At 62.0% G+C, this 16143-nt stretch carries 16 protein-coding genes; 2 read left to right on the forward strand and 14 right to left on the reverse strand.

Features of this window, described 5'->3' with window-relative positions; all coding sequences use genetic code 11:
* Positions 1–2 precede the first annotated feature (2 nt).
* Entirely contained in the window at positions 3–791 is a 789-nt protein-coding gene (locus tag ACOYW2_RS23790) for a coenzyme F420 hydrogenase/dehydrogenase beta subunit N-terminal domain-containing protein (protein ID WP_482768192.1), read from the reverse strand.
* A gap of 370 nt (positions 792–1161) precedes the next feature.
* Here ACOYW2_RS23790 and ACOYW2_RS23795 point away from each other — a divergent pair, with 370 nt between their 5' ends.
* Together ACOYW2_RS23795 and ACOYW2_RS23800 are read left to right on the forward strand one after the other, a co-directional pair.
* Positions 1162–1956 carry a substrate-binding domain-containing protein gene (locus ACOYW2_RS23795; protein ID WP_482768193.1) on the forward strand — a complete coding sequence of 265 codons (795 nt, stop codon included), beginning with the start codon at positions 1162–1164 and terminating at the stop codon, positions 1954–1956.
* Positions 1957–2058: 102 nt separating this feature from the next.
* On the forward strand, positions 2059–2628 hold the full coding sequence (locus ACOYW2_RS23800) for a hypothetical protein (protein ID WP_482768194.1): 570 nt from the start codon (positions 2059–2061) through the stop codon (positions 2626–2628).
* Positions 2629–2773: 145 nt separating this feature from the next.
* Here ACOYW2_RS23800 and ACOYW2_RS23805 read toward each other — a convergent pair whose 3' ends face one another.
* The 13 genes from ACOYW2_RS23805 to ACOYW2_RS23865 form a co-directional block, all read right to left on the reverse strand.
* Positions 2774–3343: a MotE family protein gene (locus ACOYW2_RS23805; protein WP_482768195.1), complete on the reverse strand. Its 570-nt coding sequence runs from the start codon at positions 3341–3343 to the stop codon at positions 2774–2776.
* Between the two features lie 7 nt (positions 3344–3350).
* Positions 3351–3800, reverse strand: coding sequence for a flagellar export protein FliJ (gene fliJ, locus ACOYW2_RS23810; RefSeq protein ID WP_482768196.1), 450 nt, complete (start codon positions 3798–3800; stop codon positions 3351–3353).
* Between the two features lie 45 nt (positions 3801–3845).
* Positions 3846–5168, reverse strand: coding sequence for a FliI/YscN family ATPase (locus tag ACOYW2_RS23815; RefSeq protein WP_482418340.1), 1323 nt, complete (start codon positions 5166–5168; stop codon positions 3846–3848).
* Positions 5158–6033, reverse strand: coding sequence for a FliH/SctL family protein (locus ACOYW2_RS23820; protein WP_482768197.1), 876 nt, complete (start codon positions 6031–6033; stop codon positions 5158–5160). The genes ACOYW2_RS23815 and ACOYW2_RS23820 overlap by 11 nt, the downstream gene beginning before the upstream one ends.
* A gap of 102 nt (positions 6034–6135) precedes the next feature.
* Positions 6136–7161 carry a flagellar motor switch protein FliG gene (gene fliG, locus ACOYW2_RS23825; protein ID WP_482418342.1) on the reverse strand — a complete coding sequence of 342 codons (1026 nt, stop codon included), beginning with the start codon at positions 7159–7161 and terminating at the stop codon, positions 6136–6138.
* Positions 7162–7166: 5 nt separating this feature from the next.
* A complete protein-coding gene (fliF, locus tag ACOYW2_RS23830; protein ID WP_482418343.1) occupies positions 7167–8735 on the reverse strand; it encodes a flagellar basal-body MS-ring/collar protein FliF in 1569 nt (522 codons plus the stop codon).
* 93 nt (positions 8736–8828) lie between these two features.
* Positions 8829–9116 carry a flagellar hook-basal body complex protein FliE gene (gene fliE, locus ACOYW2_RS23835; protein ID WP_482768198.1) on the reverse strand — a complete coding sequence of 96 codons (288 nt, stop codon included), beginning with the start codon at positions 9114–9116 and terminating at the stop codon, positions 8829–8831.
* An 18-nt stretch (positions 9117–9134) separates the two neighbouring features.
* Positions 9135–9569, reverse strand: coding sequence for a flagellar basal body rod protein FlgC (gene flgC, locus ACOYW2_RS23840; RefSeq protein ID WP_482418345.1), 435 nt, complete (start codon positions 9567–9569; stop codon positions 9135–9137).
* Positions 9570–9588: 19 nt separating this feature from the next.
* Positions 9589–9972 (reverse strand): flagellar basal body rod protein FlgB, encoded by a 384-nt coding sequence (gene flgB, locus ACOYW2_RS23845; protein ID WP_482768199.1) that lies wholly within the window; start codon positions 9970–9972, stop codon positions 9589–9591.
* Between the two features lie 94 nt (positions 9973–10066).
* A complete protein-coding gene (locus ACOYW2_RS23850) occupies positions 10067–11404 on the reverse strand; it encodes a sigma-54 interaction domain-containing protein (protein ID WP_482768200.1) in 1338 nt (445 codons plus the stop codon).
* A 94-nt stretch (positions 11405–11498) separates the two neighbouring features.
* Positions 11499–13952, reverse strand: coding sequence for a tetratricopeptide repeat protein (locus ACOYW2_RS23855; RefSeq protein WP_482768201.1), 2454 nt, complete (start codon positions 13950–13952; stop codon positions 11499–11501).
* A gap of 293 nt (positions 13953–14245) precedes the next feature.
* Positions 14246–15592: a sigma-54 interaction domain-containing protein gene (locus tag ACOYW2_RS23860; RefSeq protein WP_482418349.1), complete on the reverse strand. Its 1347-nt coding sequence runs from the start codon at positions 15590–15592 to the stop codon at positions 14246–14248.
* Between the two features lie 111 nt (positions 15593–15703).
* Positions 15704–16078 carry a chemotaxis response regulator CheY gene (locus tag ACOYW2_RS23865; protein WP_092213365.1) on the reverse strand — a complete coding sequence of 125 codons (375 nt, stop codon included), beginning with the start codon at positions 16076–16078 and terminating at the stop codon, positions 15704–15706.
* Positions 16079–16143: the final 65 nt, after the last annotated feature.

Raw genomic sequence — 16143 nt, forward strand, 5'->3', positions numbered from 1 at the left:
CTTTACGAAGTCTGCAGTTTTTCCAAAGGAAGATTTACGGTACCGGTCGAGGTGTGAAGGGAAAACACCGAGGCAGGGGGTGGGGGCACGTCCATGCCGGTAACGGACTCAGGGGCGACCCCGCCGGGAATCAGGTCGGAAAAGAGGCGAGCGTCCAGCGCCCAGGTACAGAAAAGGCCGATGGTCAGGGCCACTGGATCGGTTTCAGAGCGGTCCAGAGGGTCGCACCGCATCTGTCCCACCGAGGTGACCTGGCAGGGGGTCCCCACCACGGCGATGCGCCGAAACCCTTCGGCAACAGCCTCGTGAACCGCCGCCACCGTGGGGGATGCCATGTACTTGGAGGAGGCACAGGCAAGGACCCCGGCCACGTCGGTGACCACGCGGGGCCGGGGCATCAGCCCCTTGCGATCGGTAAGGGCGGCGGCATCGATGAGACCGGTATCAAGGGCCAGGGCCAGGAGGGAAGAGACGGTCCCCCCGTTCTGGTACGGCGCCCTGCCCGCCATCTTCTTTCCGGCACGGGCCTTGACCATGCGAAGAAAGCGGCCTGCGGGCTCACCGGTGTAATGGCCCCCGGGAAGCTTTTTGCTTACGGCGTCCAGGTCCACTTCCGCCCTGGGGCAGTGGGCATGGCACCTCCCCTTCTCGAGGTTGCAGTCGAAAAGCATGGCCACGCGCCCCTTATGGCTCCGAAAATAGGGACAGAGCCCCACGCAGCCACCGCAATCCACACACAGCCCCTTGTCCAGGACATCACGCACCAGCTCCATCCCTCCGCGAATCTCCATGGCAGTCTCCCTTGCATCGCACAAACGGGTGAATCGAAACCAGTTCTCCGGTTCCACGGAACAGGGGCCGGACGTGAGCCGTTGGCCCTCAGTTGTTCGACATTATCAAATAGCGTATATCATTATAAAAAAATTATACGGGCATCCCATTTTTCCTGTCAACAAAATTATCGAACACTATTTTTATGTTGCGATCGTCGTTCATTTTAAGATACACACCTCATATCCCCTCCCATGGCTGTCCGGCCTGAAATATTTCACTTTACCTCGGGGCAGCATATTCGTATCGTGGTTTTCGGCATTACCAGGAACCGAACAGCTCTTTATGTTTCGATATACAGATCGTCAACCTTCCACTCGGAGAGATGCCATGTCACCCAGGAATAACGCTCTTTTCGTTTTACTCATCGCCCTGTCGTGCCTTCTGCCTGCCTCGGTGTCCGCCCAGGGCATGGTCAACGCCAGCTGCTCCTCCCAGATTGCCGAGGCCTTCGGCAAAACCGTCCTCAACGACTTCAAACAGACCACCGGTCTCAATGTCACCCTCCATATCTTCTCCTCCCAGGTGTCCATCAACCGGCTGAAAAACGGCTTCTGTGAGCTGGCCGCCTCGGCCCTGCCCCTCTCTCCGGAGGATCGAAAGCAGGGCCTTGTGGCCATCCCCATCTGCAAGGACCCCATGGTGGTCATTGCCTGTACGGAGATTCCGGTGGGGGATCTCTCCCTCACCGAGGTAAGGCGCCTTTTCAGCGGCAACATCCCCAACTGGAATGAGGTGGGGGGACCGGACCTGCCCGTGCGCATCATCACCCCGGTCAAGGAGACCGGGGCCTATGTCAATTTTGTGCGGCAGGCCATGGGCGCGTCCCAGATGAAATTCGATTACCAGGCGGCCCACTCCTCGTCGGCCGTTGAAGCAGTGAGCCACATTCCCGGGGCCCTCTCCTTTGCCACACGCAGCGTGGTGGCCAAATACGACAACGTCAAAATCTTCACCATCGACGGCCTTGAGCCCGGTTCCGAAGATTACCCCTACACGCAGACCTTCTCACTGGTGACCCGGGGCCAGCCGTCCGGGGTGGTCCGGGAAGTGCTCAATTACACCCTGTCGGAAAAGGCCAGGGCCAACATGACGCGTCGGGGACTTACCCCCCTTATCCAGTGATCCGTTTGGAAGCCAACCGCCACCAGCGTAACGGGAGAACACCATGTACCTGAAAAGAACCATCGGCCTCATCTGGCTTTCAAGTCTCCTTCTCGCCATGGGGTGCGCCTCGGCCCTGACCATGTCGGCCCCGCGCGTGGAGGAGACCCGCACCGGAGAAAAAGGGGTGGGCCAGCGCATCAACGCCGTCTACATGCTGAAGAGACCGAAGGAATCTACACCCTCACCCGCCAGCCCTACTGCAAAGAGACCATCGAGGAGATCCAGATCTCCCGAAAACGCCCCAGGGGCTTCATCATTGCCCTGTGCGAGCTGCCCCTCTACGGCCTGGGGGCCGTGGACTACCTCATGGCCAAGATCTATGCCAACGCCAGCGAAGAGGAGCTGGGGCGCCTCATGGCCGACTCCGGCGAAGTGATCCCCTGCGGGGACGTGGAAAACGCCCCGGGGGAAAAGGTCCTTCTCCAGTTCCCGGATTCCGGGAGGCTCAAAAACCTCCTGACGGACGAAAACGCCGTCATCCGGCCTGACGATGCTGAGGAACACGACCTCGAATCGCATGCTTCGTCAAAAAAGAGAACGACATCCTCTACATCTCAACCATCGACAAGACCTATACGCACTGAACAGGTGACGTTGAGCAAGAAAAGCAGGCCTCCGGCGGCGAGGTGAGCCACCTCGAAAGCTGATTGCCATTGCGCGTTGCCCTTCGGCAGGGCCGCCGGAGGCGCAACACTCACAAACGCAAAAAGGCCGTGATTCCCATGGAATCACGGCCTTTTTGCGTTTGGTTTGTCTGAAGTTCACCGGGGGTGTTCTACTTCACCTCCGGCAGGTCGGCTAACGTTTCGGCGAGGCGTTCGCTGATGCGCGCTGCCTTGTCCTTTGCCACATAGGCGAGGATCTTTCCTGCCACGTCCCCTTTGAGGTTCATGAAGAGGCGCTCGGCAATGACGATGTCCATGCTGTCCACGATGGCTGCGGCCTGTTTGGGTTTCATGCTGGAGTAGAGCTTGACCAGCTGCTTGATCTTTTTCTCCTCTTCCAGGCGCTGTGCTTCGTTCACCGCCTTCTCCTTGGCTTCCAGGCGGCTCAGGCTGGTTTCGATCTGACGGCGGAGGGTCTCCAGGGTTTCACGGGTGGCGTCCAGCTCTGTTTTAAGCTCTTTGAGCTTTTTCTCCTCCAGGCGAATGGCCTCTGCCCTGGCTTCCAGGGCAATGCGCTTGGCCTCCAGGCCCCGGAAGAGGATTTCCGGGGTCTCCACCACAGGGGCGGCAGCTTCCTGGCCTTCGGGCGCTTCCCCGTCCTGTGAATCGGCTGCCAGCACAGGAGCCCACAGGCTCCAGAAAATCAGCATCCCCACCATCACAACTCTCATTGCCTTCATCACGTCCTCACTCCCGGCTCCGGGCCGTGGCTGCCCGGTGCACCAGTACTGTCTCTTCGTCCAATTTGCGCTGCTCTTCGTCCTGTTCGCGGAAAAACGCGTCACGCTGTCTCTCCTTCAGGGTTTCCATGGCCTTTCGCTCCACCGCGCACTTGGCCAGCTCACTGCGCTTGGCGTCCAGGTACCGCTGGACCTTCTCGGACAGAACCAGCTCTTCCTGCCACCGAACGGCGATGCCCTTGATGTAGGCCTGAACCCCCTGAAGCTCGGCGCCGCTCATGCCGTGGCCCATGCGCCGGGCCAGGTTCTGTTCCACCTCGGCCCGCTCCTCTTCAAGGGCCGTCATCTCCCCCTTGACCCGGGCCAGCTCCTGGGTGAGGGCCCCCACCTCCTGCATCACAAGGCGCTCCTTGTGCTCGCGCAGGGAGAGCACCGACTCTAATTTGAATGAGTGCATAGAGTGCCTCCGGCGGCCCTGCCGGGAGATAAACGGTTACCCTCATTACGCCATAAAAAGGGCCTTCAGACGGTTGAGGGAGACGCCGTAGCTGCACTTCATCTCCACGTTCTGGCGAAGCAGGTCGTCGATCTTGGGCTTTAAGGCAATGGCCTCGTCGATCTGGGCGTTACTTCCCTGGTTGTAGGCCCCGATGGCGATCATGTCTTCGGACTGACGGTAGGTGGACATCAGTCCCTGGAGCCTGCTTCGCAGGGCCAGGTGGTCGGGTCCCACCACGTCGCTTGCCACACGGCTCACGCTGCCCAGTACTTCGATGGCGGGGTAATGGCCCCGGTTGGCCAGGTCCCTGGAGAGGACGATGTGGCCGTCCACGATGGAGCGCACGGTGTCCCCCACGGGGTCGTTCATGTCGTCCCCTTCCACCAGGGTGGTGTAGAACCCGGTGATGGAGCCCTTGCCCTCCACGGCCCCGGCCCGCTCCAGCAGGATGGGGATCTTCACGAAAAATGAGGAGGTGTAACCGCGGTTGGTGGGGGCCTCGCCTGCGGAGAGCCCCACGTCCCGTGAGGACATGGCAAAACGGGTGATGGAGTCGATGATCAGGAGCACGTCCTTGCCCTGATCCCGGAAGTACTCTGCCAGAGCCGTGGCCTGGTAGGCACCGCGCATGCGCACCAGCGGGGGGCTGTCCGAGGTTGCCGCCACCACCACGGCCCGCTTCAGCCCCTCTTCGCCCAGGGTCTTGTCCACAAAATCTTTGACCTCCCGGCCGCGCTCGCCGATGAGGCCGATGATGACCACCTCGGCTTCGGTGTAGCGTGTCATCATGCCCATGAGCACGCTCTTGCCCACCCCGGAACCGGCCATGATGGCCACGCGCTGGCCCCGTCCCACCGGGGTCATGAGGTTGATGGCGGAGATCCCCACGTCCAGGAACTCCTCCACGGGCCGTCGTTCCATGGGGTTGATGGGTTTGCCGTAGAGAGGGTAATCCACACAGGGCCCCAAAGGCCCCTTGCCGTCAATGGGATGGCCCAGGCCATCCACCACCCGGCCCAGAAAACCGTCTCCCACGCTGGCGGCGGGCTCGGATTCAGACAGGCGGATGCGGTCGCCCTCGCACACCCCGGCGATATCGCCGTAGGGCATGATCACCACGCGGCCTTCCCGGAACCCCACCACCTCCCCTGCCAGGGCTCTGCCCGAAGCGGTGAGGATGGTAACCAGGCTGCCGATGCCCGCCTTGAGGCCCCGGCCTTCCACCACAAGCCCCAGGACCTGCTCTACACGGCCTTCCGACGAAAAGAGACGCGTCTGGCGGGCCGCCTCTTCCATGATCTTCCAGACCCCGTGGTCATACGCCACCCGGCACCTCCCCGGTGTCGCCCATGGAGATGCCCGCGGCTTCGCCCACGCGGGAGAGGACCTCATCCAGGCGTTTTTTGGCGTGGGTTTCCAGCCACCCGTTATCGCTCTCCAGGCGCACCTCGCCTTCGTCCACCACCCCGTCCGGGAGAATGGTGATCTCCTGGAGGTTGGCCACACGCTGGAAAAGATCGCCCCTCAGGCGTTCCACTGAATCAAAGTCATCGGGATTCACGCGCACGGTACAGGTCCCGGGATTCTCCAGGGCTGCCAGGGCTTCACCGAGGGAGCGGATCTTCTCCTCCATTTCATCGTCCCGGTCTGCCTTGGCCAGGGCCACTTTTTCCGCCACCACCAGGGCCAGGCGGACGATCTCTTCTTCCCGGTTTTCACAACTCTTGCGCCACGCACCTTCAAAGCCCAGGATCAGGTTTTCAAGGCGCACCAGCATCTCCATGGCCCGCTCTTCGCCTTTGCTGAAGCCTTCGCGCTCGCCCTTCTCAAATCCCATCTCAAAGGCCTGGCGCTCCACCTCAAAAAGGCCGGAGTCCTCGGCGGGGGCGGCAGCAGGGGCTGCCTCTTCATCACCGGCTTCCACATCGGCGGTGTCGGGCTCAGGGGGCGGTTCAGGGGCAGGCGGGGGCGTCGGTGCGGCCTGGGCCGGGGGAGGCTCCGGCGCTTCGGGGGCAAAGGGGGCCTCTCCGGTCTCCACCGGCTCGTCCCCTTCGGGGTTGGGCTCTTCCTGTTTGAACTCCAGGCGGTGGAAATTCTGTACTCCTCCGCCACTCTCCCCACTGGGTACCGTTGATGTTTCAAACGCTCCGGAGGAGACCCCCACCAGGGGGCGAAACCCGTTTTCCGTCATACCGTCTCCCAACCAGCCCGATGCCCCGGGCAAACCATTCAAACTCACACTGCCTGGTGCGTGTCCGTTCCTGCGCAAACTCGGCCGCGGACACCTTCTGGGTTACACCAGGATATCGTCTTTGCCTTTTCCGGCCAGGGTAATGGTGCCCTCGGCCTCCAGGTCCTTGGCCGCCTGGACCACGGCCTGCTGGGCCCCCTCCACCTCGGAGAGTTTCACCGGCCCCATGACTTCCAGGTCCTCCAGGATCATCTCGGCGGCACGTGAAGAGAGGTTGCCGAGGATCTTGTTCTTCATGTCTTCGCTGGCGGTCTTCAGGGCAATGGTGAGCTGAGCTCCCTCCACCCGCTTGAGCACCTCGCGCATGCCGCGGTCGTCCACGCCCACGAGGTCCTCGAAGACAAACATCATGTCCCGGACGTTCATGGCCATCTCCATATCCTCTTCCTCGATCATCTCCATGACGGTGTCCTCGGTGGCCTTGTCCACGCCGCCGATGATGTCCACCAGCACCTGGAGTCCGCCCACTTTGCCGCCGGAGCTGACCATGTTCTTGAGCTCGTCTTTGAGGGCGCCGTCCACGTCCCGGACGATCTCCTCGGGGATCTGCCCGATGCGGGCCACCCTTAAGGCAACGTCCCCTTTCATATCCTCGGGAAAGGAGATCAGCACATCTGCGGCAATGTCCGGGGGCAGATGGGCCATGATCATGGCGATGGTCTGGGGATGCTCCAGGAGCAGGGCCGTGGAAAGGGAAGCCACGTTGACGTCCCGGCTCCAGCCAAAGGGTTTGTCCCGCTGCAGGGCCTCGATCTCTTTGAGGATCTCTTCGGCCCGGTCCGCAGGCAGGGTGTTTTTGATGACGTTTCGGAGGAAGTCCCCGGACTCCACCATCAGCTTGGTGTCCCCTTCGAAGAGCTCAATAAACTCGTTGGCCACGGCAGCCAGATCTTCGGGCAGGATCTCCCGGATCTGGGTCATGGTGGTGGCCACCAGCCGGATCTCGGCGTCGTTTAATTTCTTGAAGACCTCGGCGGCCCGGCCTTCCCCCAGCGAGAGAAGAAAAATGGCGGCCTTCATGGGGCCTGTCATGGCCTTGTCCCCTTTTTGTGCGTTTTCTGCAGGCATTGTCCCTACTCCTCCCCCAGCCAGCCTTTGATAATGTTGGCCGCTTTATCCACGTCTTCACGCACCAGGCGCATGGCGCGCTCCTGGGGCGTACCGTCCCGTAGTACCCCCTCTGCCTGGGCATCCCCACCGATGGAGACGGTGACGCCGTCGTCATCCTCATCGAAGATGTCGTCCTCCTCCTTCTGGTTCACCTCACGCAGGGTGCGGATCAGGGGCCGCACCACAAAGAGAAAGACCAGGAGGATGGCCAGGAGGTTCAGCCCCAGCTTGCCGTAATCGTCCACCAGCTTGTCCACACCGGTGGCAGGGGGCTGTTCCAGCTCCCAGTCGTCGTCCATGGTAAAAGGCATGGACTCCACCGAGACCTGGTCTTCCCGGTCCGCGCTGTAGCCCATGGCCTGGCGCACGATGGTGGTAAAGAGCTTCATCTCTTCGGCGCTCCTGGGAACGTACTTGCGGCTCCGGGTGCCGTCTTCGGCGATCTCCGTGGTGTAGGTACCGTCTAAAACCGCGGCCACGGAGATGCGCATCACCTCGCCCAGGGGGCGGGTGGTGCGGCGCGTGGTGCGGCTGATTTCATAGTTGACCGTGTCGTCGTTGCGCTGCTTGCTCTCGGTTTTTCGGTTGGGATCCAGGTCGGCCAGGGGGTTGACGCTGGAGATCTTGTCCGGCCCGACATTGCTCTTATCGCTCTTTTCAGCGACGTTCTGGCGGCTGCGCACCACCTGCCCGTCCGGGTCGAAGAGCTCTTCGCTCACGTCCACCCGGGAAAAGTCCATGTCCACGGTAACGCGCACAATGCACTTGCCCTGGCCCACGATGCGCTCCAGCATACTCTGGATGCGCTGTGTCACGTTCCGCTCGTAGGCAAGCTTGTAGGAGAGCTGGGAGTTGAGAAGCTGCTTGTCTGCATCCTCGGGGGTACCGCTGGAGAGGATCTTGCCCCGGGAATCCACCACGGTGACCCGATCCGGGGTGAGGTCTTCCACGGAACTTGCCACCAGGTGCACGATGGCCTCCACCTGGCTCTGGGGCAGGGTCTTGCGCAATTTGAGAAGCACGGAGGCCGACGGGGGCTTGGACTCTTCCACGAAAACAGAATCCTTGGGCATAACGATGAGGACGCGGGCATCCCGCACCTCCTCGATCTCACGGATGGTCCGGGCCAGCTCCCCCTGGAGGGCCCGCTGAAAGTTCAGCTTCTGGACAAACTCGGTGGTGCCGAACTCGGTCTTGTTGAAGATCTCAAAGCCCACGCCGGAGCCCTTGGGCAGGCCCTCGGCGGCCATGGAGAGGCGCAGGTCGTAGAGCTTGTCCGCGGGCACGGAGATACCGGAGCCACCGGATTCCAGCTTGTAGGGGATCTTGAGCTCCTTGAGGCGGGTCACCACCTGGGAGGCGTCTTCCGGAGAGAGACCGCGGTACAGGGAGCGGTACTCCACCATATTGCTCCAGAGAATAATCCCGGCAAAGAGGCTGATGACCACAAAAAGAAGGGCGCCCACCGCAATCTTGCGGGAGAGGGGCATCTTGGCGAGAACGTCACGGATCTGTTGAAAAAACTGAAACACCTGCAGGTTACCTCATGGCAGACAGCGTAAATCGAGCTCCTCGGTCCATCGGAAGATGCGTCACGGGAGGGGGAATAAGACAACGGGCAGGGACTACACCTGCATTTTCATCACATCGTTGTAGGCGGAGATCACCTTGTTGCGCACCTGGAGCAGGGCCTTCATGGCAATGTCCGCTTCCTGGAGGGCCAGCATCCCTTCGTGGATGCCCTTCTTGCCGGAGACCACCTGCTGGGCGGCGCTGTCGGCGTCCTGCTGCTTGGTATTGACCTCGGCCAGGGCGCCCTTGAAGCGCTCTTCAAAGGAGGGGCCGTTTGCCACCCGGTTTTCAGCCGAAGGCTGCGGGGTGGAGACGCCTTGTGTGAGCTGGGTAATCTTCATGGTGCCACCTGTCTCCTATCAGCGCCCGATCTCAAGGGCCTTCATGATCATGTTCTTGGAGTTTTCCACGGCCGTGGCGCTGGCGTCGTAAGAGCGCCTGGCCACCATCATGTCCGCCACCTCGGAGAGGACATCCACGTTGGGCATCTTCACGTACCCCGTCTCCGGGTCGGCGTCCGGGTGCTCTGGGTTGTACTCCAGGCGGTAATCCTCGGGGGAGCTGACGATCTCCGTCACCTTCACGGCGTCACCCCGGGCCATCTCCCGAGCGAAGACGTCATCGAAGCTTTGGGGCTCCTCTTTTTCAAAGACCACCATCTTGCGACGGTAGGGCCCGCCCTCGGCGGTGCGGGTGGTCTCGGAGTTGGCGATGTTTTCCGCCACCACGTTCATCTTGGTGCGGTGGGCCGTAAGGGCCGAACTGCTGACTTTAATGGCTCCCAGAAGATCCATGGTCATTCCCCCTCAAGTGTTATTTCACGCCTTCACCGATGGCATCCCGAAGGGTGGCCACCTTGCGCATCATCATCTCCACGGTGGAGCGGTACCGGATGTTGTTCTCCACCAGCCGTGACATCTCCCGGTCCAGGTCCACGGGCGCGTCTTCCTCCATCTCGGCGTCAAAGGCCCCTGCGGGGCGACCCTGGAGGTGTTTCTCGTGGGTCCGGTCCAGGGGGCCGCCCCCCCGGGTCATCTCCATCTCCAGGGTTTTCTGGAAGTCCAGGTCCTTGGCCTTGTACCCCACCGTGTCCATGTTGGCAATGTTGCCCGTGATGAGGTTATGGCGTCGTGCGGAGACATCCATGGCCTTGCCGAGCATGGCGTAGGTGCTGTCGATGGGTAAGTCGCGTGACATGATGGTCCGGCCTCTTTTGTGGTGATGGGTTGTCCACTGGCGCGTGAGCGCCCTTTACGTTCCTGGGGGAGAATTCAATGCAACATCCGTGCCTTTACGGAATTTCGGAACCGTCGGCACGGTATTCGTTCAATTTGTTCCTTAAGGTCCGCACGCTGATCCCCAGGATCCGAGCCGCGTGGGTCCGGTTGCCGCCGGTCTGCTCGAGGGTGTCGAAGATCACCATGCGCTCCACCTCACGCAGGGGTGCGCCCTTGAAATCACGGGACATACTCGCGTCAGGAGCTGCAGCGGGCTGGGGCATCTCCCCCTCCTCGAACCAGAGGGCCTCGGCTCCGATGGTCTCCCCGTCGGCCAGAAGCACGGCGCGGTGAATGAGGTTCTCCAGCTCCCGCACGTTGCCGGCAAAGGGGTAGTTTCGCAGGCGGTCCACGGCGTCGGACGTCAAATTTTTGACGGCGCGCCCGTCCTGGGCGCTGAACCGCGCCATGAAATGACGGGCCAGGGCTTCGATGTCTTCCTGCCGCTCCCGGAGCGGGGGAATCTTGACGGGGATGACGTTGAGCCGGAAGTAAAGGTCTTCCCGGAACAGCCCCTGCTCGATGGCCTCTTTTAAGTCCCGGTTGGAGGTGGCCACCACCCGCACATCCACGGAAACCGGCGAGGTCCCGCCCAGACGATCCACCTCTTTCTCCTGGATGGCCCGAAGCAGCTTGGCCTGGAGAATCACGGGCATCTCCGTGATCTCGTCCAGGAGCAGGGTCCCCCCCTGGGCCAGCTCAAATTTTCCGGCCTTTCGGGAGGTGGCGCCGGTAAAGGCGCCCTTTTCATGGCCGAAAAGCTCGCTCTCCATAAGGCTCTCGGGCAGGGCTGCGCAGTTCACCGCCACAAAGGGGCCGCCGCCCCTGCGGCTCTTGCCGTGCACGTACCGGGCAATAAGTTCCTTGCCCGTGCCGCTCTCTCCTGTGATGAGGACCGAGGCCGAGCTGTCGGCCACCCGGTCCAGCATGGAGAGCAGGGCCTCCATGCACGGGTTGCAGGTGACGATGCGGGTCTTTCCGGCCACCCGTCCCCGGCCCGCGGCCGAGGCAGCCACCCGTGCGTCGGCCAAAAGGGCAATCTGTTCCGGGCTCACCGGGGCCATGAGGCAATCCCGGGCCCCCTCTTTCATCCAGGCCACGGCAAGGGCGGCGTCCGGGGTGTCCATCACCACCACGGCTTCGGGCCCCTCCTCCTCGGCGGCCAGGGCCGCAAGAAAGGGGGTGAGGCCATGGCCCGCGGACGGGGCATGGACCACAACCAGGTCGTGATGACCGGCCGCAAGCTCCGACACATGGGGAAGCTCCGGCACGCGATCCAGGACGTGGCCCTTTGTTTCCAGGACGGGGCCCCACTCCCGGCTTCGGGAGAGCCCCTGATCAACCAATAACACCCGGCACGCTGCCATGTCCTTCCCTTCGTCTTCTCAACACATCTGCATCTGTCGGCCCCAGAAGGCCAACCGGTTTAAATCGTCGCCGGTGGGATCAGCGATCCCCCCCAAGGCGTTTGTCGAGCTCCATGGCCCGGAGCCTCTCCGTGGCCATGCCGCTCCAGAACTCGTCGTCCGAGGTTGAAACGGCCCGGTAAAGGACCATGGCACGGCTTGTCTCGCCCCCTTTGGCCAGGGCATCGGCCCGTAAAAAGCGAAGCTCTTCGCCGGAGACCTCTTCACCGGCATATTTTTCCGCCCCGGCAAAGGCGGTTACCGCCTTCAGGTACTGGCCCAGCTTCATCTCCAAATCGCCCAGACGGCGGTACGCCGCGTAGAGATCATCCGACGGCACGGGGTCCCCGGCTTCCAGGAGGGGAATCGCCTTGTTGAGACGAGCCGCAGCTCCGGCGTGGTCCCCCAGGTCTTCCCGGCACCGAGAGAGCCAGACCTGGGCCTCAGCCCCCTCGCCGAAGCTCAGGCTTTTTTTGAACAGCACCTCGGCCTGCTCCAGCTCACCGGCCTCGTAGAGGATGCGCCCCAGCCGCAGGGAGGATTCTCCCTGGCCCGGAGCCTTGGGGTACCGCTCCAGGTAGCGGGTAAAAATGGTTTGCGCCTCTTTCTTGCGCCCGCCTTCGTCCAGGGCCTGCCCCAGCTGGAAGTAGAGCCCGGCCAGGCGTTCCTCCCCCGACCACTTGAGCCGCTTCATGGACAGGACAATGGCGCGCTCCAGCTCCTTGGCGGCGCTGCCGTAGAGATGGGCCGTCATAAAAGCCTCTCCGGCCAGGAGAAAGATGTCGGGATTCTCCAGCTTGTGCAGGAGACGCCGCTCCTTTTCAAAAAAAGCGATGAGGTCCACGTACCGCCCCTCGGCCATGAGCCCCTTGAAGTGGCCCAGCACGGCCTGCTCTGCCCGGGCGTAGGCTTCGGCCCGCAGGCCCCCGGCACCGACCTCCAGCAGTTTTTTCACCATGGCAACGCTGGCCTCGTGCTCACCGGCCTCATCGTAAAGGGACGCCATGCGCAGCATGGAGAGGCGCGCCAGGGGATGTTCGGGAAAATCATCGATGACCTGGGTGTAGAGGGCCTCCTTCTCCTTACGGTCCGGAAGCTGCTCAGCCAGGCGGACCAGGGCCGTCACATAGCCTTCGCCTTCGGTGTAGCGTTCGATGACCATGCGGAAAAAGGCCTTGGCGCGGTCCGGGCGGCCGTCGTCCAGCCAGCTCTCCCCCACGCTCTCAAGGGCCATGTCCGCGCCTTCGGCATCGGGAAAGAGGTTGGCAAACTGCACCAGGTAGCGGCGCGCCACCTCGCGATGCCCCGCCCTCAAGGCAGCCTGGCCGCCGTAAAGAAGAAGGTCCGGATCCTGCCACACCGCCTCTTCGCTCTTTGCCATGAGGGCCTCGAAGAGGGCCTGGCTTTTGGCAAAATCCCCCACGTCATAGAGGACCAGGGCCATCTCCTTTCGAGCCTCGTCGGCAAAGGCCAGGGACTCGCCCAGATCCGTCACGGTCTTGAGCATGGGCAGGGCTTCCACGGCGCGGTCCGTGCGACGCAGGAGTTTTGCCAGGCGAAACGCCGTGTCCGGCGCCCCGGTAAAGCCGATGTGGTCTTCCAGGACCACACGAAAGTACCCTTCGGCCATGCCGTGATCCCCCAGGGCCGCATAGGTGCTTCCCAGCATGGAGAGGGCATAGGGCAGGTACGGGGAGTCCGGGTACCGGCTGATAAAATCGTTGATGCGGGCCGGAAGCGAGACAAACCCATCCTGATGACGGCTGCTCTCCGCAGAGCGGAAGGCGCTGAGCACCCGGAGGATCTCAAGGCCCTCGGCACACCCCCGGGGCATGTCCGAGAGCTTCAGGCTCTTGGCCGCTTCCTGTTCGGCGCGTCGGTACGCACCGCTCTGCATGAGGGTCAGGATGCGATCCATGCCGTCCCCCTCCCGGCAAAGGGTGCTTTTCACCTCCAGCAGCAGGTCGTCCACGGTGCCGGAAAACCCCTCCCGGGCCACGAGATGGGTCTCTTCGGCGCGGGAACCGGCCGGGGCCGGAATGCGTCCGAGGACCCGCTCCGGTGTGAGGACATCGGCCGGGCGCTTGACGCTACGGGGCGCCTTGCTCCGGAGGGTCTCCTTCAGGGAGAGCAGGATCACGAGGCGCGACCCCGTCCATCCGTGCTCCATGGCCAAAATGGGGTCAGCCGTCCGCACCAGCAGGGTGGTGACCGACGGCGTCCGGCGCCGAACTGCAACTTCTATGGGCCCGGGTCCCGGCAGCAGGCTCTCGGAAACGGTGGCGTCTTTCAGGGCAATGAGCAGTTCATGGTCGTCGATCTTCACCACTTTGGCGGCCACGGGCTCCGAAACGGTGAGCTCCACGCGATCCGGTGCCCGGAAAACCTTCACCCGGGTCACCTCCACCGCCATGGCCTGCCCCCACGCCATCAACACAAGGGCTGCCGCCGCCCATGGAATCCATCTGCCCTGCCGTTTTGGGAATGCCGTCATCGTCAACTCCTTCGTGGTCCCTTGTGATTCCCCGCCGGATGCACATCTGGCGCAGCCGGTCGTCCATGGGTTTTGCAACCCCTGTGCCAGAAGGCCCAGGCAGGCCGTAACCATGGGAAAGCACGGCAAAATGCCGTTAATTCGGAGTCGGAGCCCCTCTGAAAAGAGGCGGTAAGCGAGCTGGACAGGCGCCAAGAATTTGACAGGGCAGGACAGGGGAAGTCGCACGGGTAAGGCCCGGTGCCGCAAGGGGCACCCGAACCGCGGAGAGAAGCATGCCGACACAAAACGGCCTACACAGCAGAGGAGGTCGACCCCTCTTCAATCTTCATCTTTTTGATCTTCTCCACCAGGGTGGTCCGCTTCATGTTGAGAAGCTCAGCCGCTTTGGCCTTCACCCAGTTGGATTCGTTCAGCGCTTGAAGAATCAGGGATTTCTGGTGCTGCTCCACGGACTCCTGAAAGTTGACTCCGTGGCGCACATCACAAAAGAGGGCCGCGCCCTGGGGGGCACCGCCGTCGGAAAGCTCTGCAGTGAAGTGATCGGGCAGGTCCTCCACGTCCACGATGTTGCCGTCCACCAGCACGGAAAACCGCTCCACCAGGTTCTCGAGTTCACGGACGTTGCCGGGCCAGTCATAGGCCGTCATGGTCTCCATGGCCTCGGGGGAGAAGCTCTTCTTCTCCATGCCGGTGCGGCGCGCCAGCTTGTCCATGAAATGCTCTGCAAGAAGGGGGATATCGCTTCGCCGCTCACGCAAGGGGGGCATGATCACGGGAATCACGTTGAGACGATAGTAGAGATCTTCGCGGAACGCTTTCTGCTCCACGGCCAGGGCGAGGTCTTTGTTGGTGGCGGAAATGATGCGGATGTCCACGTGGATGGAGCGCGTGGCCCCCACCCGCTCAAAGCACTTCTCCTGGATGGCTCGGAGAAGCTTCACCTGGAGGTCGGGGCTCATGTCACCGATCTCATCGAGGAAGATGGTGCCTCCGTCGGCCAGCTCGAACCGACCGGGCCGGGCCCTGTGGGCGCCGGTAAAGGCCCCTTTTTCATGGCCGAACAGCTCGCTCTCCAGAAGTTCTCCGGGAATGGCGCCGCAGTTGATCACCACCAAAGGGGCGTTGCGCCGGGGGCTGTTCCGGTGGATGGCACGGGCGATGAGCTCTTTGCCCGTCCCGCTCTCCCCGGTGATCAGCACGGTGCTGTCGGTGGTGGCAACCTTGTTGGCAACCTTCAGGACCCGCCGAATGCCCTCGCTCTCTCCGATGAGGCCCCGGCTGTCAAAACCCGTTGCAGCGGATGCGCCCGGGGCGGCAAGGGCCATGGAGCGGCAGGCATCCACCAGCTCGTCCGCACCTACCCCGTCGTCCAGATGCAGGGTGTTGCCATAATCGGGTTCCGGGCCCTTGCCCACGAGGATAAGGGGCGGTTCACCGCATCGTTTCAGGAACAGGGAGAGGGCCGAAGCGTCGCTTTCGGACAGGTGCGAGGCCACAACGGCCCCGTAGCCGGAGTCGCCGGACACCTCCGTGGCTGCCGTCAATTCCGGCGCCGACTCGATCTTGAGGTCGCAATTGGAAAGCATCCCCATAAGCAGAGAGCTGTTCAGCTCTCCTTTTATGAGTACTTTGATCATCCTGGTGTCCGCCATGATTGCTACGGTCCTATCTTACTGCATTCGGTCGTGGAAGTGGGTTATTACGCAAAGCCAAGGGAAGGGGAGATAACGAGGGGACACCCCGGTAGTCTATCCAATTATTTTGCCCAGCTTGTCTGCGATGGCCTCAGCCGTAAACGGCTTCACCACATAGTTTGATACACCCGCCTGCACCGCTTCGATGACGTTCTGTTTCTGGGCTTCGGCGGTCACCATAAGAAAAGGGATATCTTTATAAACGGGATCGGAACGCACCAGTTTCAGCAGATCAAGACCCGTCATCTTGGGCATGTTCCAATCCGAAATAATCAGGTCAAAGCTGCCCCGCTTCAACTCCTCCAGCGCCGTGGTCCCATCATCGGCTTCCGTGATGTTGGTGTACCCCAGTTGCTTGAGGATGTTTTTCATGATTCGGCGCATGGTGGCAAAATCATCAACAACAAGGATCTTCAAGGATGTACTCATTTCCCGATCTCCATCGATCTCTAACGCGACCCCACCGTCCCTTCAAGGGGTATCCTCATGACGGT

This window comes from Desulfoluna sp. CLI2B (genome assembly GCF_056847375.1).